Annotated in this window: 20 protein-coding genes; 12 read left to right on the forward strand and 8 right to left on the reverse strand. The window is 64.5% G+C overall.

Annotated elements, in window-relative coordinates; genetic code table 11:
- Nucleotides 1-134: 134 nt before the first annotated feature.
- Complete coding sequence (locus AB4061_RS33980) at nt 135-296, forward strand: hypothetical protein (RefSeq protein WP_441640562.1); 162 nt, start codon at nt 135-137, stop codon at nt 294-296.
- A 28-nt stretch (nt 297-324) separates the two neighbouring features.
- Here AB4061_RS33980 and dapA read toward each other — a convergent pair whose 3' ends face one another.
- On the reverse strand, nt 325-1,311 hold the full coding sequence (dapA, locus tag AB4061_RS33985; protein WP_441640563.1) for a 4-hydroxy-tetrahydrodipicolinate synthase: 987 nt from the start codon (nt 1,309-1,311) through the stop codon (nt 325-327).
- A 424-nt stretch (nt 1,312-1,735) separates the two neighbouring features.
- Here dapA and AB4061_RS33990 point away from each other — a divergent pair, with 424 nt between their 5' ends.
- Genes AB4061_RS33990 through AB4061_RS34000 form a run of 3 tightly spaced genes read left to right on the forward strand, consistent with a single transcriptional unit; the run spans nt 1,736 to nt 3,739 of the window.
- Nucleotides 1,736-2,356 carry a LemA family protein gene (locus AB4061_RS33990; protein ID WP_174426188.1) on the forward strand — a complete coding sequence of 207 codons (621 nt, stop codon included), beginning with the start codon at nt 1,736-1,738 and terminating at the stop codon, nt 2,354-2,356.
- A gap of 15 nt (nt 2,357-2,371) precedes the next feature.
- Nucleotides 2,372-3,229, forward strand: a complete 858-nt coding sequence (locus tag AB4061_RS33995; protein WP_441640564.1) for a TPM domain-containing protein — start codon at nt 2,372-2,374, stop codon at nt 3,227-3,229.
- A 6-nt stretch (nt 3,230-3,235) separates the two neighbouring features.
- Complete coding sequence (locus AB4061_RS34000) at nt 3,236-3,739, forward strand: TPM domain-containing protein (RefSeq protein ID WP_441640565.1); 504 nt, start codon at nt 3,236-3,238, stop codon at nt 3,737-3,739.
- Here AB4061_RS34000 and AB4061_RS34005 read toward each other — a convergent pair.
- Nucleotides 3,729-5,018 (reverse strand): MFS transporter, encoded by a 1,290-nt coding sequence (locus tag AB4061_RS34005; protein WP_441640566.1) that lies wholly within the window; start codon nt 5,016-5,018, stop codon nt 3,729-3,731. The genes AB4061_RS34000 and AB4061_RS34005 overlap by 11 nt on opposite strands.
- A 77-nt stretch (nt 5,019-5,095) precedes the next feature.
- Between AB4061_RS34005 and AB4061_RS34010 the strand changes: the two genes are divergently transcribed.
- A complete protein-coding gene (locus AB4061_RS34010; RefSeq protein ID WP_441640567.1) occupies nt 5,096-6,145 on the forward strand; it encodes a LysR substrate-binding domain-containing protein in 1,050 nt (349 codons plus the stop codon).
- Nucleotides 6,146-6,148: 3 nt separating this feature from the next.
- Here the strand turns inward: AB4061_RS34010 and AB4061_RS34015 are convergent, their stop codons facing one another.
- The 3 genes from AB4061_RS34015 to AB4061_RS34025 all read right to left on the reverse strand — a co-directional run bounded on the left by AB4061_RS34015 (nt 6,149) and on the right by AB4061_RS34025 (nt 10,436).
- The gene (locus AB4061_RS34015) at nt 6,149-7,318 is read right to left on the reverse strand and encodes a M48 family metallopeptidase (protein WP_441640568.1); all 1,170 of its coding nucleotides are present in this window, start codon (nt 7,316-7,318) and stop codon (nt 6,149-6,151) included.
- A gap of 60 nt (nt 7,319-7,378) precedes the next feature.
- A complete protein-coding gene (locus AB4061_RS34020) occupies nt 7,379-8,476 on the reverse strand; it encodes a YjgN family protein (protein ID WP_441640569.1) in 1,098 nt (365 codons plus the stop codon).
- A gap of 1,000 nt (nt 8,477-9,476) precedes the next feature.
- Nucleotides 9,477-10,436 (reverse strand): phosphatase PAP2 family protein, encoded by a 960-nt coding sequence (locus AB4061_RS34025; protein WP_441640570.1) that lies wholly within the window; start codon nt 10,434-10,436, stop codon nt 9,477-9,479.
- 1,429 nt (nt 10,437-11,865) lie between these two features.
- On the opposite strand from AB4061_RS34025, the gene AB4061_RS34030 reads away from it, so the two are divergent.
- From AB4061_RS34030 to AB4061_RS34040, 3 genes are read left to right on the forward strand one after another with little or no spacing between them, the layout of a single operon-like run.
- On the forward strand, nt 11,866-13,242 hold the full coding sequence (locus tag AB4061_RS34030) for a sigma 54-interacting transcriptional regulator (protein ID WP_441640571.1): 1,377 nt from the start codon (nt 11,866-11,868) through the stop codon (nt 13,240-13,242).
- Between the two features lie 38 nt (nt 13,243-13,280).
- Entirely contained in the window at nt 13,281-14,015 is a 735-nt protein-coding gene (locus AB4061_RS34035) for a class I SAM-dependent methyltransferase (RefSeq protein ID WP_441640572.1), read from the forward strand.
- A gap of 47 nt (nt 14,016-14,062) precedes the next feature.
- Nucleotides 14,063-14,398, forward strand: coding sequence for a GtrA family protein (locus tag AB4061_RS34040; protein WP_441640573.1), 336 nt, complete (start codon nt 14,063-14,065; stop codon nt 14,396-14,398).
- A 20-nt stretch (nt 14,399-14,418) separates the two neighbouring features.
- Here AB4061_RS34040 and AB4061_RS34045 read toward each other — a convergent pair whose 3' ends face one another.
- The 3 genes from AB4061_RS34045 to AB4061_RS34055 are packed head-to-tail and all read right to left on the reverse strand — an operon-like array spanning nt 14,419 to nt 17,949.
- On the reverse strand, nt 14,419-15,444 hold the full coding sequence (locus AB4061_RS34045) for a glycosyltransferase family 2 protein (RefSeq protein ID WP_441640574.1): 1,026 nt from the start codon (nt 15,442-15,444) through the stop codon (nt 14,419-14,421).
- Nucleotides 15,437-16,729, reverse strand: a complete 1,293-nt coding sequence (locus AB4061_RS34050) for a glycosyltransferase family 87 protein (protein WP_441640575.1) — start codon at nt 16,727-16,729, stop codon at nt 15,437-15,439. The genes AB4061_RS34045 and AB4061_RS34050 overlap by 8 nt, the downstream gene beginning before the upstream one ends.
- Complete coding sequence (locus AB4061_RS34055) at nt 16,720-17,949, reverse strand: glycosyltransferase family 87 protein (RefSeq protein WP_441640576.1); 1,230 nt, start codon at nt 17,947-17,949, stop codon at nt 16,720-16,722. The genes AB4061_RS34050 and AB4061_RS34055 overlap by 10 nt, the downstream gene beginning before the upstream one ends.
- A 1,108-nt stretch (nt 17,950-19,057) precedes the next feature.
- Between AB4061_RS34055 and AB4061_RS34060 the strand changes: the two genes are divergently transcribed.
- The 4 genes from AB4061_RS34060 to AB4061_RS34075 all read left to right on the forward strand — a co-directional run bounded on the left by AB4061_RS34060 (nt 19,058) and on the right by AB4061_RS34075 (nt 21,692).
- A complete protein-coding gene (locus AB4061_RS34060) occupies nt 19,058-19,243 on the forward strand; it encodes a Flp family type IVb pilin (RefSeq protein ID WP_441640577.1) in 186 nt (61 codons plus the stop codon).
- Between the two features lie 60 nt (nt 19,244-19,303).
- On the forward strand, nt 19,304-19,561 hold the full coding sequence (locus AB4061_RS34065; protein WP_441640578.1) for a Flp family type IVb pilin: 258 nt from the start codon (nt 19,304-19,306) through the stop codon (nt 19,559-19,561).
- A gap of 64 nt (nt 19,562-19,625) precedes the next feature.
- Complete coding sequence (locus AB4061_RS34070) at nt 19,626-20,174, forward strand: A24 family peptidase (RefSeq protein ID WP_441640579.1); 549 nt, start codon at nt 19,626-19,628, stop codon at nt 20,172-20,174.
- 144 nt (nt 20,175-20,318) lie between these two features.
- Nucleotides 20,319-21,692 carry an ATP-binding protein gene (locus AB4061_RS34075; RefSeq protein WP_441640580.1) on the forward strand — a complete coding sequence of 458 codons (1,374 nt, stop codon included), beginning with the start codon at nt 20,319-20,321 and terminating at the stop codon, nt 21,690-21,692.
- The last annotated feature ends 20 nt before the right edge of the window (nt 21,693-21,712 follow it).

Consider the following 21,712-nt stretch of genomic DNA (forward strand, 5'->3'; position numbering starts at 1 on the left):
TTTTAAGGCGATGCGAGTTTGGGTCCCGGCCGCTCTTTTCGTGAAATCCCGAGGGGGTGTCGCCCCATCCGGCGCGCCTTTTTTGCCTACTTTTTTGGCAAGACAAAAAAGTAGGTCGCCGCCCCGCAGGGGTGGTGAAACTGCAGTTGAAGTTGAAGTTGCAGTTGCAGTTGCAGTTGCAGTTGCAGTTGCAGTTGCAGTTGCAGTTGCAGTTGCAGTTGCAGTTGCAGTGGCAGTTGCAGTGGCAGTTGACTGCAGTTGACGTTAAGCAGTCCCCCTTAACGCTGAAGGCCTGAAGGCTCGAACGCTCGAAAGCCCGCCAGGTCAGCCGAGCAATTCGGGAGCCACCACCCCAAGCTGCTCGCAGGCCCGTGCCAGAGCCGCCTCCAGGGCCCCGCTGGCAAGCGTCATCGGCGCACGCAACTCATTGCGCAGCCATCCTTCGCGCGCCAGCATGGCCTTGAGCGGGCCCGGATTGGGCTCGGCGAACAGCAGCTTGATCATCGGCATCAAGGCATGGAAAAGCCGGCGCGCATGCTCGAGCCGCTGCCCCGCCACCGCCTGCGCGAGCGCCACGAACAGCGCCGGATACAAATGAGCCGAAGCGATGATCGCGCCCGTGCCGCCCAGGCACAGCGTGCCCAGCAACTGGTGATCCTCCCCCGCCAGCACGCTCAAGCGAGCGTCGGCAATGACGGCCTGCGTGCCGAGGTAATCGCCGCCGCAATCCTTGATGGCGCGGATATTCGGATGAGCGGCCAGCGCCAGGATGGTTTCCGTCTCCAGCTTCACGCCGGTCCGGTAGGGAATGTCGTACAGCACCAGCGGCGCGGGAGCGCTGTCGGCCAGCGCGCGGAAATAATCCAGCAGGCCGGCCTGCGACGGACGGACGTAATGGGGCGCAGGCGCCAGCAGCCCGGCCAGCGGCCGCTCGGCCAGCCGGCGCACGCGCGCCTGCACCTGCTTCACCTGGCTGCCCGCCACGCCCATCATCACCGGCAAGCTGCCGGCACTGGCCAGCACGGTATCCAGCACGGCCAATTGCTCGGCCTCATCGAGCGCGGCCGCCTCACCGGTGCTGCCGCACACCACGATCCCGGCGATGCCGCTGCCGGCGTAGTGCAACACCAGGCGGGCCAGCTCGGGAAAATCGACCGAGCCGTCGGCAAATGGCGTCACCAATGGCAGCCAGATTCCTGAAAAAACTTGTGGTGCCTGCGAATCCTGCTGGGCTTGTTGGGCTTGTTGGGCTTGTTGGGCTTGTTGGGCTTGCTGGGCTTGCTGGGCTTGAGCTTGATCTGCTGCTTGCATCGAATCACTCCTGTACGACCGGTCAATAAAAACCGTGCAGAAGCGCGCCGGGTGGCAGATGAGCCCGCGTGGGGCAGTGGGAAAGCCTGAACCTTGAAACCTGGCCTCGCCCCTGTACGCTGGTACGCAGGTGCCGCTCCGTCGCTCATCTGACGGAAGCAGCGCCCCGGTCAGATGAGCGGCTGTTTTTTGGCTTTGGCGCGCGCCGGCACCTGCCGCTGCGAGGCAGGGCAAACAAGTGCGGAAATCGACGGAACAGCGCGCATGGCAGGTTGGGGCTGAATGGGAGCACGCCGTGGCGACCACGGCAGAAACGACAATCTACCGGGACGGCCGGCCTGCCGTCAACTGCACCCGGGCCGATCCGCTTGCGCCGGCCGGTCCCTGCGCTACACTGGGGACTCCACGAATTCCGGAGTCTTCGATGCGCGCATCCCCTTCCCTGTCACTGTCCTCCGGGCGCTCTGTGCTGCGCTGGCTCATGCTGGCCTTGTGTGCAAGCCTGCTGTCCGCCTGCGGGTACAACGACTTCCAGTCCAAGGACGAGGCCGTCAAGGCGGCCTGGGGCGAGGTGATCAACCAGTACCAGCGCCGCGCCGACCTGATCCCCAACCTGGTCAATACCGTCAAGGGCTATGCCACGCATGAGCGCGAGACACTGGAAGCCGTGACCAAGGCGCGCGCCGCGGCCACCAGCATCCAGGTCTCGCCCGAGACCCTTAACGACCCCGAAGCCTTCAAGCGCTTCCAGCAAGCCCAGGGCGAGCTGAGCGGCGCGCTGTCGCGCCTGCTGGCGGTGTCGGAGAACTATCCGCAACTCAAGGCCGATGCGTCGTTCCGCGACCTGCAATCGCAGCTCGAGGGCACCGAGAACCGCATCACGGTGGCACGCCAGCGCTATATCACCGCGGTGCGCGACTACAACATCCTGGCGCGCAGCTTCCCCACCAACCTGACCGCCATGATCTTCAAGTACCCGGTCAAGCCGTCTTTCACGGTGGAGAACGAGAAGGCCATCTCGGCACCGCCCACGGTGAAGTTCTGATCCCGGACCATACCTATGCGCAATCCCTCTGAGCGCAGTGGCTGGACAGCCGCCATGCTGGCGCTGCTGCTGTGGCTGGGCGCGCTGCTGGCGTCCCCGGCCATGGCCGCCGGCGACGGCTTTGTCGCGGTGCCGCCGCTCACGCAGCGGGTCACCGACCTCACCGGCACGCTCAGCGCCAGCCAGCGCAGCGCGCTGGAAAACGTGCTCGCAGAGTACGAGCAGCAGCGCGGCAGCCAGATCTTCGTGCTGATGGTGCCCACCACCGATCCCGAGCCCATCGACGCCTACAGCATCCGCGTGGCCGACGCCTGGCGCGCCGGGCGCAAGGGCATCGACGACGGCGTGATCCTGCTGATCGCCAAGGACAACCCGCCCGGCCTGCGCAAGATGCGCCTGGAAGTGGGGCGCGGCGTGCAAGGCTCGCTGACCGACGCCATGTCCAAGCGCATCCTGCAAGACGTGATGGCGCCGCACTTCCGGCAGAATGATTTCTATGGCGGCATTGCGGCCGGCGTCTCGGCGATCCAGGCCACCATCGACAAGGAAGCCCTGCCCGGCCCGCAGGCAGGCGCCAAGGCCGCCCAGAGCGGCTCGTGGACCGACTGGCTGCCGGTGCTGTTCCCGCTCGCCATCATCCTGTTCTTCTTCATCTCCGCAGCCCGCCGCTCGGGTGGCTCGCGGATCGTGACGCGCGGGCGCGGCTGGGACGCGGCTGCGGGCGGACTGGGCGGCACCCTTGGCGGTCTCGGGGGCGGCGGCTGGGGACGTGGCGGCGGCGGTGGCTTCGGAGGAGGCGGCGGTGGCGGCGGCGGCTTTGGTGGTGGAGGCGGCGGCGGCTTCGACGGAGGCGGCGCCTCCGGCAACTGGTAACGACACATGCCACACTTCAAACGCGCCCTGCGCCATCTCGGCACGCGCCCCGGCGCCGCCAGCAAACTCTTCCCCGCCGACGCCCAGCAGCAACTGCAGCAGGCGGTGCGCGCCGGCGAGCAGCGGCATCACGGCGAAGTCCGGGTCGTGATCGAATCCAGCCTGCCCTTGGCGCTGGCCTTTTCCGGCACCAGCCCGCGCGCCCGTGCCCGCGCCCTGTTCGGCGCGCTGGAGGTATGGAACACCGAAGGCCACACCGGGGTGCTGCTCTATATCAACCTGGCGGATCACGCGGTGGAGCTGCTGGCCGACCGTGGCATCGATGCCCGCGTGGCCCCGGAAACCTGGCGCGCCATCTGTGACGAACTCGCTAACGGGCTGGCCCGGGAGCTATCGGTCAGGCCCGTGCTGGCGGCAGTGGAAAAGATCCACGATCAGCTGGCGCAGCATTTCCCTTCTGGCGACCGGCCCAATCCGAACGAGCTCGACGACCGCCCGGTCATGCTGTAGCGCTGCTTGCGTGACGCGCCCCCAGCATGTACCACAGCGCGGCCAGTACCTGCAGCGCCACCAGCCCGCCCCACACGGTCAGGTGCGCCGCCTTCGGGTAGCGACCCGCATCGGCGGGCCAGAGGTCCAGCACCAGCCCGATGCCGACCTGGCAGGCAAAGGTGGAGAGGAACACCGTCAAGGTCAGCGCCGTGGTGGCGCGCCCGATCAGCGCGTCGGGGAAGCTGCGCGCCAGCACGGCATAGGCCAGGATGCCGCTGGAGCCGAACACGCCATAGGCCGCCCACAGCAGCACCGGCGGCAGGGGCACACCCGCCATGATCAGGCACTGGATCACGATGAACCCGCTCATGCCAACGCCGGCGAAGGTGTAAAGGCTCACGCCGGCACGCTCGAGATGGCGCGCGGCCCAGCCCGCGCACACGCAGCCGCCCATCATGGCAAAGCCGATCACCGACACCAGGCGAGCGCCCTGCTCCGGCGAATAGCCGGCCACATCCCGCAGGAAGGCACCGACCCACAGCGTCTGCACCGCCAGGAACACACCTTGATTCAGCAGGGCCAGCGGCACCACGCGCAAAAAGCGCGCATTGCGAAAGACTTGCCAGGTGCCGCGCAGCTGCTCGGCAAGGCGCTGCTTGCCAGCGCGGCTGGTCTCGGGGGCGCCGAGCCACAGCAGCGCCGCCATGGCCAGCGTCAACCCGGCCAGCCCGTAGCTGACGGTGCGCCAGTCGGTCCATGACAGCAGCCAGCCCAGCGGCGCGCCCACCACGACGGCGCCCAGCCCGCCGATCGCCATCACCACCCCATTGAGCAAGGGCATGCGCGACAGGGGGAACCAGATCGACAGGGCCTGGATGGCAGCCCCCAGGCAAACCGACACGCCCACGCCGATCATCAGGCGCCCTGCCGCCAGCGCGGCCATGCTGGTCGCCGAGGCGAACACCAGCGCGCCAGCCACCGCCACCAGCAGCAATGCCGCCTCGGTGCGGCGCGGGCCAAAGCGGTCGAGCATCAGCCCGGCCGGCAACTGGGCGCAGGCAAACCCCAGGAAGTAAAAGCTGGTCAGCAACCCCAGGTCGGCGGCGCCCAGCCCCATTTCGCGGATCAAATGCGGCGCGAAGCCGAGGTTGACGCCCCGGAAGATATAGGAAACCAGGAAACCCAGCGAAAAAATGCAAAGCACGCGCCAGCGCGCGGCGGCCAGCGCAGGATCGCCAGCCCGGGAAGCAGGAGACGGCGCCGCAGCGGCGGGGGTGGATACATTGGCAGAATTCATGTCTGCATTGTCGTCAGTCGCCGCGCGCAACACCAACGAAAGATACCCGCCGCAATTGTGAGTAGAATTTGACGGCAATGACCTCCCGACACCCGAAACCCATCAAGCCTGGCCTGTCCGGCCAGCCCGGCTTGCCCGCCCGCCCGGCTGAACCCGCCCCGCCACCCGAGCCGCTGCGCACGCAGCGCGCGCCTCACCTGCCCGCGCTGCAGGCACTGCGGGCGCTCGAGGCCGCTGCCCGCCACCGCAGCTTCTCGCGCGCAGCGGAGGAGCTGGCGCTAACCCACAGCGCCATCAGCCACCATCTGCGCGCGCTGGAGGACAAGCTGGGCACCAAGCTGTTCCAGCGCACCGGCCACCTGATGATCCCCACCAATGTGGGCGCGCGGCTGGCCGAGCGGATTCGCGACGGGCTGGCGGAACTGGAAGACGGCCTGCGCGAGGCCAGCAACGGTGGCGCCCCGCAGGTGGTGCGGCTGGAAGTCAGCGTCATGGCCGACCTGGCCAACGCGTGGCTGATCCGCCGCTTGCCGAGCCTGCACGCGGCCCTGCCGGGGCTGGACTTGCACCTGCGGCTGCACGCCGAGATCACGCCGCCCGATCCATACTCGGTGGACGTGGGGATCTGGCACCAGCGCGTGGACCTGCCCGGCTTTGCCTGCCACAACCTGATCGAAGACCATGTCATCGCGGTAGCCAGCCCGGCACTGCTCGCGCGCTACCCCGGCTTCACGCTGGCCGACCTGCCGCGCCTGCCAATGCTGCGCTTCGCCCTGCGGCCGTGGCGCGACTGGCTGGAAAGCGCGGGCCTGCCTGGCACGGAGCCCGAGCGCGGGCCGATCTTCCAGGACGCCGGCATGATGCTGCAATCGGCAGTGGCAGGACTTGGCGTGGCCACCGCGCGCCTGCAACTCGCCAGCGACTACCTTGCCAGCGGCGAACTGGTGCAGATCGGTACCACCCGCATCCCGTCCAGCCTGCATTACTGGGTGACCTGGCGCGAAGGCAACCCGCGCGAGAAGGCCATCCTGCGGTTCCATAGCTGGCTGCAAAGCCAGGTGGCGGGCGCCGCCCTGCGCGCGCCGCTTGATGCACCTCGGCCGGGTGCGCCGCAGCCGGGCGCCTGAGACCTAGCGCCCGGCCGCCCGCAGCGCCTCGATGCGCTCTCGCGTGAGCGGATGGGTGGAGAAGAAACTGTCGCCATCGTCGCCATCCCCGTTGTTGCCGCCATCCTCCGCGGCACGCCGGCTGCGGCGCTCGCGCTTGGTTTCGCGCTCGCCGGAGGCGGCTGGCGCGCTGGCCTCGCCCTCGCTGTCGGCCTTGGCCGCCTGGACTTCCGCCTGCCGGGCGTGGGCGTCCTCCAGCGCCTGCAACACGTCGGCAAACGCCGACACCGGCAAGTGGTTGCGCTGCATGACCTCCACCGCATACGCATCCGCCGCGCGCTCATGGTCGCGCGAGTAGCGCAGGGTCAGGATCGCGGCGGGCACGCCTGCCAGCACGGTGGAATAGTCACCAAAGAAATAAGCCGCCAGCGCGCCCACCGCCGAGGCCTGGAGGATCTGCTGCAGGCCATGGCGCTCGGCCACGTGCCCGGCCTCGTGGGCAAGCACGCCCATGAGGCCCGGGCCCACGCCGGTCAGCTTGACGAGTTCATCCGTCACCACGATGGTGCCGCCCGGCAGGGCCAGCGCGTTGGGCCCGAGCCTGCCGCCGTGGCGGAACAGGATCTCGTACTCGTGGCCCGGATCGGCCGGGCGCACCAGCGCGGCGAAGTCGGCGCGAATCCGCTGCTGCTGCGCCTGCGGCAGGGCCGATGGCATGAGCAAGCCATGATCGATGCTGGCGAGCGTGGCCTCGCCGAGGCGGGCTTCCAGCGCCGGCGGCACGCTGCGCGCCACCATGCCGGCGCCCCAGGGCAGTACGTAGAAATATCCCAGCAGCAGCGCCGCGGCCAGACCCGGCACGGACAGCAGCGCCAGCCGCCAGCTGTTCTGCGCACGCACCACCCAGCCTTCGCGGTGGCCGCTGGCGCCCAGCAATGCGGCAAAGCCGGCGTGGTCGGTGACCTCGCAGAAGGCGCCGTCGGCAAACGTGACCAGGCGCGGCGCGCGCTTGACCCGTTCGGAGACGCGCAGCGCGGCCAGCGGCGCGCGGCGCAGCACCGTGCCATCGGCTTCGCGCAGCACCGCATCGCGCCCTTCGATGGACAGCATCACCCGATGGGCACGCGACGAGCGGCCGTCGAAGTAAGTGGCGGCTACCGGGGCGGTGGCCGTGGCGTCGGGGATATCCTGCATCAGGGCCTTGGCATCGAAGTGAACGAACTTGGCTGGGCGATGGGGTGGGTCACAGCGCAGTCACAGCGCAATGTCGATGTCGTACCAGTCCACCGCGGCATCGCCCAGCGCGCCAACCTGCTGCGTCTCGCCGGCCACGAAGGCGTCCAGCGGACCCGCCGCGAGCATGGTCATGCTCTCGATACGGTAGCGCATCGAACGCACGCGCGCGAACGGCAGGAACAGGCCCAGCGTCAGTGCATTGGCGATCATGTTGGTGGCGAAGATAAATAGCAGGCGGCCCGCCTTGACCTCGCTGCGAAACGCGTGCGGCGCCAGCGTGGTGTGATTCCACACCAGGTTCTGCAGCCGCGCCATGAAGAAGGGGCCGACCGCCATCATCGCCACGAAAAAGCCGATGACAGCCATGATCCCCGCCACCACCGGCGCGCCGATGCCCGCCCCCATGCCAGCGCCAATCCCGGTGCCGATGCCTTTGCCCAGCATGCCGCCGACCACGCTCATCCCCACCACGACCGCCACCATCATGCCGAATGCGCGCAGGTAGACGCCATAGAAGCCGCCCGCGCTCGCGCTGATGCCGAAGGGCGCGGTGCCAAAGCGGGTGTTGTCATGCTGGTATTGCTTGAAGCGCTGGTGCGCCAGCGGCGCCAGCGCATAGAGGCTGAGCACCGTGAGCACGGGCCAGAGCAGGAACACCTTGTAAGCCTGGGCATCGCTCCCGGTGAAGGCAAAGCGCAGGCCGCGGTAGCTGGAGTTCGCCATGCGAAAACGCAGGGACCGTACCAGCAGCAGCGGAAACACCACCGCCACAGCCAGGCCCAGCGCCAATGCCAGGAACAGGGAAATATGGCTGGCAAGCTGAAACACCATCGCCAGGCCAAACACGATGGCGCGGCCCTTGAGGATGGCGGAGGCACGGCCGTGGTAGTCGAAGCTCGCGCCGTCCAGACGCGTGTTGCGATAGAAGTACTGCATCGTGCGGACCTTGGCCCAGGCCGAATAGATGCCCAGCGTGACGATGGTCAGCAAGGTATTGACAATCCAGATGCGGAAAAACTCAGAGCCCGAGCCAATGAACTCGAACCGCAGAGGACGCACAGTGGTGGCCGGCTGGTCATATGCCGCCGCTTGGAACGCGTTGTTATCTAGCTGCATTCTGCTTTCTCCCGTGAATTGTGCAATTTGGCGATACGCCGGCTAACCGCAGTACCCGCACGCCGCGCGACGATATCTCTTATCCCGGCATAGCGGCCAGCAATGTATCAGGAATGTAACCAAGTCGATCGTATTCGCCCGCCTTGGCAGGAAGTTCCCTACTCATCCAACAGGGCGAGGAATAGCCCGGGCCAATGTGAGTCAGCCAACATTTACCCACCGATCCGGCTACATCTTTTGTCGCCGGCGCATGCTTTTGGCGCGTGCGTAACCTTGCCGCACCGCCCATCGCCAAGACCATGTGCATCAAGGCGCACAAGCCGCTTGCCGTATGAAGTATCACCGCTGCAACCGTTCGCACGGTCGTGCGGCGACTGCTCCACCACCCGAATACGTTCTCGCGAATACCCTTTGGATGGCTCCCGGGCGAGGCAGCAAAGGACACCTCGCACCTCCCATTCGCCACATATGTTGATCTAAGAGAAGACAGAGCATCGCTTTTTGCCATGCCTGCCATGTTGCGGCGCACACAACAGCCCCGAAAGCAGTAACGGCAAGGAAACACTTTGTTACAAGAAACTCAGAATGTAACAAGTTCGCAAAATGCATTTCTAACAAAATCAGCAACTTATAAGCCATGGCACGTTCGTCGCTCTTGTCTTCGTTACAAAGAGCAGAGCGACCGAGAAGATAGTCGATGTCAGCAAATACGGTACGCCAGGGATGCCTGCGACAAGGCGGTACAAAACCACCGGGCGCGGCATCACGATAATCAGACTTGAACGGGGAGTGGAGCAGTGGCCGTGACAGGGCCTGCTTCGCGGGGAGGTTAAGCGCCGGGCCAGCGCAGTTTTCAGAATCCATGGCCCACGCCGCACACGGCAGCAGCAACGCTGCCGGTGCGGCGATTTCTATCTGCTTTGCAGTACTTTCAGGCGCGGGCTCGGTTCCGGAGGGACGGCGGAACCGGCCCGCCGCACTCTCTCGCGGCGTCGGAGGGTCAGAGAGGCTGCGGCTGGGCGACGTGTTGGTCGAGCATTCGTGGTTCGGCCGCTCTGCATACGCGCAGCAAGCCCGCCGTCAGGGCCCACAATCCCACGCCAGCCACGACATCCACCAGGTAATGCCCCCCTTCCGTCGGCGTCGACAGGATCATCGCCAGGTTCAACAGGCATGCGACCACGAACCCGGTGCGGGTCCAGCGCATCGTTTGCACAAAGATCAGCGCCATGGCGGTGTGATAGGACGGAATGGACACCAGCCCCTGTACGTGCGCGAGATCGAATACCTGCATCGCTCCGGCACGTAATTCGCTGAAGTGTGAAACGCTGGCCATCTCGGCGGCGCTTGCTACGCCGAACGAGACGTAGGCCCCGGCGGCGGGCCAAGGGGCGGAAATCAGCAACAGCAGCGTGCACGAGAGGAACATGTTGGACATGAACTCACGCAAATGTTCGGCCCGCCCCGCCAAACCGGTCACCATGGGAACCAGGAGCAGCTGAGCCAGGCCGCTGGCGTAAGCCAACTGCAGGAAAAGCGTCACCGCGGGCCGCGCCCTGACCCAGTTGTAGACCTGCGGCCAGTCAAATCCCAACAGCTTATCCAGCTCGGCCAGCCTGGCATCCACCAGAGGCGGGGCCAGCGTGATCAGCAAATAGGACATCACGCTCATGACATTGGTGAAGGCCACCAGCAGCGCGCCACATTGCGCCACTAGCGCCAGCCGCCGATAGTGCAGTCCGCGCGATGTTGCTGTCACGCGCGGCATGCCTGCGATCCAGCTGAGAATCAGGGCAATGGCGGCAAGCATCGCCACGGCCCTGCAGATGGCGACGAGGCTGGCATGGGCCACGGAACGCCCGCTTGCCGCGAGCCAGATCGAATCCAGAACCAGAAACCCGAGCACGAACATCCATCTGATCGCGTCACCGCGCGTGAAGACCCTGTCGCCCATTTTCATTTTGCAGCCCCTCCCCGGACTCATCCAGCTGCGCGCCCCGCTCGCTCGTCTGCGGCGAGGTACTGGATGCAAGATAGCGTAGTCGGGCTGCGTCCGGCATCGACTCTACGTGGGACTACCAAAGTACTAGGCGCCCAAGCATCGCTCCCTGACTGCCGGTTGCCTGGGGCAACCCGCCGAGGCGCCCTGCTTTCGCAGCTCTGGGCCCGTTTTCACAAATGCAACCGATCCACGCGATGCCAGCGAACTATGTAAGGCATGCGCAACTCATCCATACAGATGAGTCCGGCCCGCGTTCTGGCTTGTGAAAAGTACGCCGCGCGCTATATCGTCCGCCCTTAGGACTACGACCTTTGCCGTTAGTAAGAATCTCTCGTATTTTCGTTCTCATCGGCACGGGCCACTGCTAGTTCTTTCCAACCCTCGCATCGAGTACCGCCGGAGATACGCATTTTCAGAAATGCAACCATTTGATCCGCTGGCGCCAGGCTAGCGCTACCGCAGGCCACATGCCGGCATAGGGAAAGCACGCATCCGGGACGGAAGCGCGGGCTTGGAAATGCGAAGCAGCCGTTCCATTTAAGAAGCACAAGATGCTAGAACTTCGCATTTCCCGGTCGAGGGCATACTGAATCACAAAATTCGCAGGACGATGCGCAGTAACATGGAAGAAACATTCTGTTACACACTTGCGTTGGCAAGCGACGAGCTCATCACCGTCCCTGTTAGTGAAATCAATGACTTAGCAGCGCTGGCACGTTCGTCGCATTTATGCTTCGCAGAACATCTGATCGGACTAAAGGCRCAAGCCAGACCACAACAACTGGCACCGCCTTGCAACCACCAAGTCCGACGACAAGGTTATAACGAACCCGCAAGCCCAGGCGGGACCAGGGGAGGGGCTCAGGCGCAGGGCCGCGCCAGATAACTACACGGCCCAGGCAGGACAGGCATGCACAAACGTGCCTGCCCGATGATAGGCAGTTGCAGTCACTTCAGGCGCGGGTCGATCCGTCAATGGTCAGGATCGGCCCGCGGCACCTGCGCAAGGCGCGACACACAGTCAGTGACGCGCCGGGTGCGGGTGCTCCGGCGGGCTTTGCCCGTTGGCAGGGTTCCTGAAGTCAGGTGGGGACGGGAGGTCCACCACGCGAGTCGGGTCCAGGGAGCTTGTCGGCATTGTGCCGACGTTCAATTTTCACCCTCGTTCGTGACAAGCTGGCATTCGTGCTTAGCCAGGTGCGGTGATCGAGCCGAGCCCGATGTGGCCCGGACCCCGAGCGCCATGCAGCTGGCGAACTGAAGACCCTCCATTCCCGAAGCCGCGGTGCTCTGGATCAGGCATCGCCCTTCAAGAAGACCGCGAACTAGAACAAGTCCGGAACGGACACTAGCTCGCAACAAGAAGAAGAGATCGGGGGAGGGTTATATGACCGCGTACGTCAATCGTCCGCTGCTGTATCTGTCGCAGCATCACGACGCCATGCGTTGCAGGTTCCTGGCGCAACAAGGCTGGAAGCTGATCTTCGCATCAAGCCAGCGAGAGCTCGACGCACTCGCCCAGGACACGCAGCCCATCAGCGGGCTTCTCGATATACACAGTGGATTCAGTGACGCCGAGCTCGAGTCGTTCGAGCCTTGGCTCGCTCAGCCGAACATGAGCTGGGTCGCCACTGTCACGAGCAAGGAAGCGCTCTCGGATTCAGCGCGCCGTTTGCTCGGGCTGCACTTCGTCGACTACTACAGAGATCCTTGCGATATGTCGGCGCTGGCCCATTCCCTGGGCCACGCGGTCGGCATGGTGCAGCTGCGCCTGGAGGCCTCGCATCCACCGCCCCAGGCGAGTGGCCTCGACGGCATGATCGGCAATTGCGCTGCCATGCAAAGCCTGTTTCGCGGCATAGAGAAAGTCTCCAGATGGGATACGCCGGTACTCATCGCCGGCGAATCGGGCACGGGCAAGGAGCTAGCCGCCCAGGCGATCCACCGCGCCTCACGGCGCGCCGGGCAGCCCTTCGTGGCAGTCAACTGCGCGGCAATCCCCCCCACCCTGCTCATGTCGGAACTGTTCGGCTACGAGCGCGGCGCCTTCACTGGCGCCCTCAAGCGCAAGCCCGGGCGCATCGAGATGGCACACGGAGGCACCCTCTTCCTCGACGAGATCGGAGATATGCCGCTCGAAAGCCAGGCCAGCCTGCTGCGCTTTCTGGAAACCGGCCGCATAGAAAGGCTGGGCAGCACCGAGTCGATCACGGTCGATGCGCGCATCGTGTCTGCCACGCACGTCGATCTCGACGCGGCAGTTGCGGCAGAACGCTTCCGCGGCGACCTCTATCACCGCCTGTGCGTGCTGCGCGTCAAGCAGCCGCCGTTGCGCGAACGGGAAGGCGATATCACGCTGCTGGCCGAGCATATCCTGAACAATATCCGCTCGCATTCCCCGGATCATATCAAGGGCTTCTCGCCAGCAGCGCTGCGCGCCCTCAGTGCGCATGACTGGCCCGGAAACGTCCGCGAGCTGATCAACCGTACCCGGCATGCGGCAGCCATGTGCGAGAACGGCGTCATCACACCGTGCGACCTGGACCTGCAACCACCTCCCGAGACCCGCCCCCTGACGCTGGCGGAAGTGCGCGAGGCGGCGGAGCTGAATGCCGTCAAGGAGGCCTTGCAGCGGCACCACGAGCGGCTTATCGACGTGGCCGCGGAGCTAGGGATCTCGCGAGTCACACTGTTCCGGATGATGCGCGAGCACAGGCTTCAGGTGAGAAAGGGCGGGTTGGGCATGGTTTGCCTGCAGGGCTAGTCCGACGCCGGAAAGCGCGTTAGAAGAGGAGAAAAACCATGTCGCCCAATGCCTATCTTGAAATGGCACAGACCGAAGCCGCCCACTGGTGGTTCCGCGGCCGCCGGGATATCGTCGCAGCCATGATCAAGCGCCTGAGCTTGCCGGCCGACGCGGCCATCCTCGAAGTGGGGGCCGGCACGGGCGGCAATCTCGCCATGCTTTCCCGCTTTGGCAAGGTGAGCGCCGTCGAAATGGATGCCACCGCGCGGCAAATCGCCGAACAGAAGACGGCAGGCCAATTCGATATCCGCGGCGGCAGGTGGCCCGACGATATCCCATTTTCCGCGCCAGGCTTCGACCTCATCTGCTTTCTGGATTGCCTTGAGCATATCGCCGAGGATACGGCCTCGCTTGTGAGTGCACGACGCATTCTGAAACCAGGCGGCGCGGTGCTGATCACCGTGCCGGCTTATCAGTGGCTCTGGAGCCAACACGACGAATTCCTGCACCACCAGCGGCGCTACAGCCAGCGGGCGTTGCGCGCAACCGTCAGCGCAGCGGGCCTGGAGCTCGAGCGGATATCGCACTTCAACGCGCTGCTGTGCCCGTTTGCCATTGCCGCACGGCTCAAGGACCGGCTCAGCGGCAGCCCTGCCTCGACCGGCAGCGCGGTGCCCGCAGCGCCGCTCAATGCCCTGCTGCACCGGATATTCTCCGCGGAACGGCACTGGCTCTCGATGTCACCTCTGCCCTTTGGCATCTCCCTGCTGGCTGTTGCCCGGCTACCGTGAACGCACGGATCGATCGCGCCGGTACAACCCGGCTTATACGATTCGCCTTGTCAGGTGCCGCAGCGACCCTGCTGCATGTGACAACGGCCTCGACACTCATCGCCTGGGGCTCGGCGTCACCCATGCTGGCCAACGGTATTGCCTTCATCATGGCAACGGGCTGCTCCTACCTGCTCAATACACTGTGGAGCTTCTCGAGCCGGCTGCACCGCAAGAACCTCGCGCGCTTTCTTGTTGTATCCGCGCTCGCGCTGGTCCTCACGGTGCTCATCTCCTGGGCCGTCCAGGCAACGGGGGGCAGCTACTGGATCGGCTTGCTGGTGATCGTCATGGTGGTGACGCCTTTCAGCTTCCTGATGCATAAGATCTGGACCTACCGATAAGCTGCCCGCAGCAACATGCATCACCGCTCCTGGGATACTCGCCGCACGCTGGCCAGGTTGACCACCCGCTTGCCGGCGGCAAGCTGCCCCGGCTGGCGCCGTTCCTGATAGCGGCGGCGCACCAGGTAGATGGGCCGTCCCTTGGCTTCGTAGTAGATGCGGCCGACATACTCCCCTACCACGCCGATGCCGATCAGCTGAACCCCGCCAAAGAACAACAGCACCGAAAGCAAGGAGGCATAGCCGGGCACCTCCACACCAAGCACAATCGTGCGCGCAATAATGAAGATGCCGTACCAGAAGGCGATCGAGGCGATCAGGAACCCCAGATACGTCCATACGCGCAACGGCAGCGTGCTGAAGCTGGTAATGCCCTCCAGGGCGAGATTCCACAAACGCCAGCCGGAGAACTTGGAATGCCCGGCATTACGCGCCTCACGCTCGTAGGGCACGATCACGGTCCGATAGCCCACCCAGGCGAACAAGCCCTTCATGAATCTCCTGCGCTCCGGCAACTGCTTGAGCGCATTGACGACCACGCGGTCCATCAACCGGAAATCGCCGACGTTCTCCGGCAGCTTCAATTCCGACAGATAGTTATGCACCCGGTAGTAGGCCAGCGCCGCCGTGCGCTTGAGAAACGAATCGCACGAGCGGCTTGCGCGTTGTGCGAGGACGACCTCGGCCCCCTCCCGCCAGCGCGCAACCAGGACGGGAATCAGGCTTGGCGGATCCTGCAGGTCGGCATCGATCGGGATGACCGCATCGCCAAGCGCCTCATCGATCCCCGCGGTAAGCGCGGCTTCCTTGCCAAAATTCCGCGTCAGGTCGATCACCCGCACGCGAGCGTCCCGCCGCGAGATCTCCAGCAGCTTCTCCAGCGTGCCATCGTTGCTGCCATCATTGACGCAGACGATCTCGAACGTGGCCGCCTCGATCGATTCGAGTACTGGCACAACGGATTTGAAGAACCCTGGAATAGCATCGCGCTCATTGAAAAATGGCACCACCAGAGAGATCTGCTTGTTATCGTATTGATCAATCATGACCCACCCCCTCCACCCGCGTTTCATTGTTGTGGCACGGCTCCGGGTTCTGAACTCGCTCCGTGCGGATTCGACGGACTACGTGAAACAACGTTGCCAGGATCGCAAGCGGCATGAACTGGAATCCGATCGCCTGGACAACAAGCAACCCGAGCAGTGGCGTGAGCCAAAGGACGAGTAGCAACTCCTTCTCCCAGCGCACCCATCCGCGCTCAATGGCATAACCGGCAAGCCAGAGAATCACGAAACCGAGAAATGCGAGGTCGTAGTCGTAGAGATAAGGACTCAGCATCAGCGTGGCCGCCATCAAAGCGCTCGCCCGCAGCGGGAAACTGGCCGGCCTGCACCACGCATAGATCACGACGCCGGCGGCAAGGGCCGCCACCATGGCATGAATGCCATAGGAGAGCGCGAGATTACCGCCCAGCAATCTCACCAAGGCAAACACGGTCGGCATCCGGGCGAGCTTTGCTTCGCCACCCTCCACCGCGAGGCGTGCCATGTCCGCATTGGCGAGGAATGAGAAAAAGGTCTGCGTGCCGAACACCGAAGCGCTCAAAGCCAGCAGCGCGGCTGAAGAAGCCACCATGGCTGCCAGCGCCTTCCAGGCCCGGGCACAAACCAGTGCAAGCGGGAACAGCAACGCCAGGTGCGGCTTGATGGTCAGGATTCCCATCACCAGCCCGGCAGCAACCGGGTGACGCCGCACCATCGTCAGCGAGAGCGCGGCCAGACCGGCGGTGAGCAGGGCATTCTGGCCCGTCGCACACACCACGGCGATACCGGGGAAGGCCATGCCTGGCAGCCATGCGCCGCGCCAAGTAACAATGCGGCTCCCCGCCCACAGGTAGAGTGCACCGGTCGTCCCGATAAAAGCCCCGTACGCGGCGCCGAATGAAAGCAGCGCCAACGGACAGACCAGCAGCAGGAAGCTAGGCGGGTATAGCCAAGGAAGCGTGCCCCCGGCGGAGGCAAGGGCCGGCATTGCGGCGATCTCGACCAGCCGCAAGGTGGCGTCATCGTAGGCACCCATGGGGTTGCCGCTCAGGGCAAGCTGGGCGGCGCTCCAGAAGGCGATAAAGTCGCCACCGAACAGGCTCGCATCAGCTTGCCTCGACAGATAGGCACGCCAGATCCAGATCGAGAAGAAGAGAACGTAGGCGACGAGCGCCACGGCCGAGTACAGGCGTACCCGCTCGGGGTTCAGCCAGTGCTCGCCCGGCGCCTGGTCGCCATCGACTGCGGCAGCGGCAGCGGCAGCGGCAGCGGTTCTCATCATGCGCATGTCACACTCCCTGCCACCTGGGTGCCCGCCCGCCGCAGGATCGCGCCGGCCACCAGGATCAGGATCACGGGGCCGATCTGCGGGAGCGTCATGAAGGGATTGAGAAGTTCATACAAGGGCAGAAGCCACACGACTACCAGCAATTGCCGCTCGCCGCGCAGCCATCCTCGCCTGAGGCAGTCGCTCACCATGCCGACAATGGCAAGCCCCATCCAGGTCAGCTCATAGCCATGAAGATATGGGGTCGTCAGCATGGTGGCCGTGGCGAGCATGGCGATGCGAAGCCCCGTGGGAGTCTGCCGCAACCAGACATAGAGCAGGCCACAGATGGAAGACAAGGCAACCAGGCCCTGGGCCAGATAAGCCTGGGCGATGCTGCCGCCGGCCAGGCGCACCGCCGCAAACGCTGTCGGCGAAATAAGCCACCCCTGCGGGCTATGCTCAATCAGCTGCACTCGCGCCAGTTCGGCAGCGCCAAGGAAGGCCGGGATGGTCTCCCAGCCAAACGCCACCAGGCTGGCGCCAAGCAACGCGAGCGCGGTCAGGGCCGCGGCGGCGAGGGCCCTCCATGCCTTTGCCGCGATCAAGGCAATGGGAAACAACAGGCCGAGCTGCGGCTTGATACAGAGCAGGCCAATACAAATGCCGGCGAGCACCGGGCGCCGCTGCAGCCAGCGCATCGAGAGTGCCGCTAAGCCGGCTGTCAGCATGGAATTCTGCCCCAGCAAGAGGGTCAGCAACACCCCAGGAAACGCGACGATCGGCAGCCAATTCCCAGACCTCCAGCTCGTTGCGGAACCAAGCAACCTTAGCAAGGACGTGACATAGAGATACGCCGTGCCGGCTGAGAAGAGGAAATAGCTGACCGGGAACGGCAGCAGCGCCAATGGCAGCACAGCCAGCAGGAATGTCGGCGGATAGAGCCAGGGCATAAAGAAATCGCCGCCTGAGGCCTGCGAGCCGAACGCCGCCATTACCGGGGCCAGCAACTTAAACACATAGGCATCCTGCGCAGCCCCTTGCAGCGCTAGATAGGAAGCGCTCCAGAATACGGAAAAATCCACCCCGGGACGCGCCGCATGGCCGCTCATGAAGCCGTTGCTGGCCCATCCCCAAGCGACGACAAATAGACCGAAGAACACCAGCACGACAATGCTGTAGAAACGAACCCGGTCGAGGCCGAGCGCGCCCGACTGCGGGGATTCCTTGCCTTCGCGCATTCTGGCCCTCACGATTCGCTCCTGTCCGTGTCCTCGCAATGGCGCTTTTCTCGTGCGTTGAAAAGGCGCTACGCGATGCCGGTTTGCCTCTGGCTTTCGACGCGCTATTTGCCGAGCATCCTTAGCTGGTCCCTGGCACGCGCTCTCAGTTTCTCTTCGGCTACCGTGGTTTTAGTCTTGTCTGAATCCCAAGATTAAACAAGCGCGCCCCTTGCCCGAAAACACTGCGTTTTGCGGCTTTCCAGGGCAATAAAGGCCCAACGTTTCAGCCTTGAATCGCGAGCGAATAGCTCCCAGAGCCAGGCCTGGCGCCGAGGACGTGCCAGACCTGCGTAAGACGGACCGCCATTTGACGTTTCTCGCCAGAAACATGCCACTTGGCGCCAGCCTCGCCGCCATCACCTCAACCATTCGGCGGATCTGCCGGGCCTTGCGTCCGCGTGCAGAGGCTGTGCACGCCCTTTGCAATGCCCTTTTGCGGAAAGTCATCCTTCCTTCCTAGCGACTTAGGACTAGGCGGATCCGTCACGCCTCATCCATAGGCCGCCGTAACGCGTGCGTTGCTGCGCCGCACGTTTCCACGCAGCAACGACGATGCCGGCGCAGACCCTGGCTGGCACGCTCTCTGCGCGCCCGCCCTCCCGGAGTCCCTTTGAATTCAACGAATCCCGGTGGGGTGGCCCAGCTTTTGCCTATGGTCTGGCATACGGCCCCAGGACAGTTCCAGCTGGATGCCGAAGAAGCGGAGGCACGCAGCAAAGGCGCCGAAGCCCGACAACGAATCAGCGAAATGAACTTACGCCATGACTGCTGACCGACAACACGCCATGCCCGCTGTCCATCTGGAGGCCGCAAGGACTATCTGGAGGGACGGTACATCAAATCGCCTGCCAGGACTCCCCTCGCAGGCGCTGGTGAAGGGCATGCTGGACGGGATCCGGATTGCCGCCACGCATAGCGCCGCGATCTCTCGGCTTTGTCGCGAACACAAGGGTGGCAAGTGGCCGTTCCACGCCTTCGCAATCTGCGGCCCTCCGCAACGAACAACCCTCCCCCGCAGTTGATTTTCATTGCATCAAGTCTTTTCCCAACACCGAAGGAGATTGTCATGAATGCCCTGATCAACAACATCAAGCGCTTCGCCAACGATGAAGATGGTGTCACCGCCATTGAGTATGGCCTGATCGCTGCACTGATCGCCGTCGTCATCATCGGCGCGGTCGCGACCGTCGGCACACAGCTCAAGTCCACCTTCACAACGATTGGCACTGCGCTCACATCCGCTAACGGCTAAGGCGACGCGGACGGGCTCTCCAGCCCGTCCGCACCCCGCCTCGGCCAAGGCGGATTCACGATGGCTCACGGTGGAAAGGGGGGCTTCACGACACGAGCCATCCTGCCCAATCCAACGATCCACGACGACACGGCGGACACCATGCCAAAGCTAGGACGAATGTTCAGGGAACTGCACCGTGATCAATCCGGGGTGACTTCCATCGAGTACGCGTTGCTGGGGATTCTGATCGCCGTTGCCATTCTCATCTCGGTCCAGGCAGTAGGCGCCAGCGTGTTTGACCTTTACCAGAAGATCGCTTCCGCAGTCACCGCTTGAGCAGGAATGCCAGGTCCGAATAACGGGCCGGCACAGATAGAACAAAAAAAGTAGAGGGAACATCATGCTAGCCCAGTCCGCCTTACCGCAATGCGTCGGTCCATTGGTGATCGTGCTGGTCCTGACCGCAGCAGCCATCGACGCCCAGCAACGTCGCATTCCCAACTGGCTGACCTTCGGGGCGTGGCTGCTCGCGCTGCCTGTGCAGATCGTCATGCACGGCTGGGGCGCCGGAGCCCTGGCCTGGGCAAGTGGCTGGCTCACCGGGTTCGCCCTGTTCCTGCCGCTCTACCTTCTGCGCGGCATGGCAGCCGGCGACGTCAAATTAATGGCCGCGGTGGGTGCCTGGCTGGGCCCGCCGATGGCGTTCGAGATTGCGCTGGCTACCTTCGTGGCCGGTGGGGCGTGGGCGCTGGCACTGACGTTGTGGCGTGGCCGCCTTGGTCAGTTGCGCCGAAACCTTGCCTTGATGCTGACGTCGTTCGGTCGGGTCGGGCCTGCGCTCACCCGGGACAGCGGTGCCAGCAACGAATCGTCATGGTCGGTTGGATCGCTGCCCTACGGTGTGGCCATTGCCGCCGGCACGATCGGCGTGTTGTTCGCCTCCGTGTGACGACAACCATTCGCCACGATTCACCAGAAACTGAACCTGAAACTGAACCAGAAACTGAAATCGAGCTTGCAAGGCCGCACCAGCCAATCGACGGGGGGAGCAATGATCGAACACAACACATCGGGAACTGCGCAGCGGGCACCCATGCCAGGCTTCGACGCCGACAACCCGGACGGCGCCATGCGCGAACAAGTGCGTCCGTGGCATCCCGCGCCCAGGACGGTCGCCGACACCGGCGTCGACGTCACACTGCTGGTGGGACTATTGATGAAGGCGGCCTACGTGCATCGCAGCGCCATGCTCGCCCAGTTGGCCGATACCCTGAAGCTGCCCGCCACGGTGACCCACGAGGTCGCCAGCATCGCGGTGCAAGAGCGCATGCTGGAGGTGGCGCACCGCGGCGCAAGCGACCTTGACGTACGCTTCCGCCTGACCGATGCGGGGTATGCCAGGGCCGCCGAACTGGTCACGCGCAGCAGCTATGTCGGCGCAGCGCCGGTCACCCTCGACGCGTATCTCGCTGCCGTCCAGCGTCACTCCGTGCGCCAGGCATCGGTATCCAGGGAAGATATGGCTGCCGCCTTCGGCGACCTGGTCGTCCCTTCTCACCTGCTCGACGAGGTGGGCATGGCAGTCAATACCGGCCGGGCGCTGATGCTGTATGGCCCTGCCGGTAGCGGCAAGACTTACCTGGCACAGCGCCTTGGCAAGCTCCTGCCAGGTGCTGTGCCGGTACCGCATGCGATTACCGTCGCCGGCGAGATCATCCAGGTCTTTGACCCGCTCGTGCATGTCCCGTTCGATACCGCCGACGCACCGCTGCAGCAGCGCTCGACGGATCGCCGCTGGACCATCTGCCACCGCCCCGCCGTCTTGTCGGGCGGCGAGTTGACGCTGTCCATGCTGGACCTGCGCTACGACGCCATGTCGGGCTTCTACCAGGCGCCACCGCATATGAAGGCCAACAATGGCATCTACATCGTCGACGACCTTGGGCGCCAGCTGGTAGGCGTGAGCGAGTTGCTCAACCGCTGGATTGTGCCCCTGGACCGCGGCGTCGACATGTTCTCGCTGCAAACCGGCGTGCGATTCTCGGTGCCGTTCGATGTGTGGCCGGTGTTCTCGACGAACCTGGATCCCCAGCAGCTGGGCGACGAGGCATTCCTGCGGCGGCTCGGCAGCAAGCTCTTCATCGGCCCCTTGTCGAGCGATGACTACCGCGAGGTATACCTGCGCGCCGCCAGCGACGTCGGACTGGAAAGCACCGAAGCGGCATTCGACTTCCTGCTGGAGGAGCTGCACTTCCCTAGCAGGACGCCGCTGCTGGCCTGCATTCCACGTGACCTGCTTGTGCTGGTGGCGTCCAGCGTGCTCTATCACCGCGGTCCGCCGCAGGTGACGCAGGACGCGCTGCGCGGCGCCTGGAAGTGCTATTTCGGTGCGCAGGCAGTACCCGAATCCACGCGTCCCTCCGGCATAGGGATCGCATGGCAGGCCGCGCCTCACGCCGCCAGCTGAGTGCCGGCATGCTGTCTAAC

Origin of the sequence: Cupriavidus sp. YAF13, assembly GCF_052113425.1 — a bacterium.
Lineage (GTDB): Bacteria > Pseudomonadota > Gammaproteobacteria > Burkholderiales > Burkholderiaceae > Cupriavidus.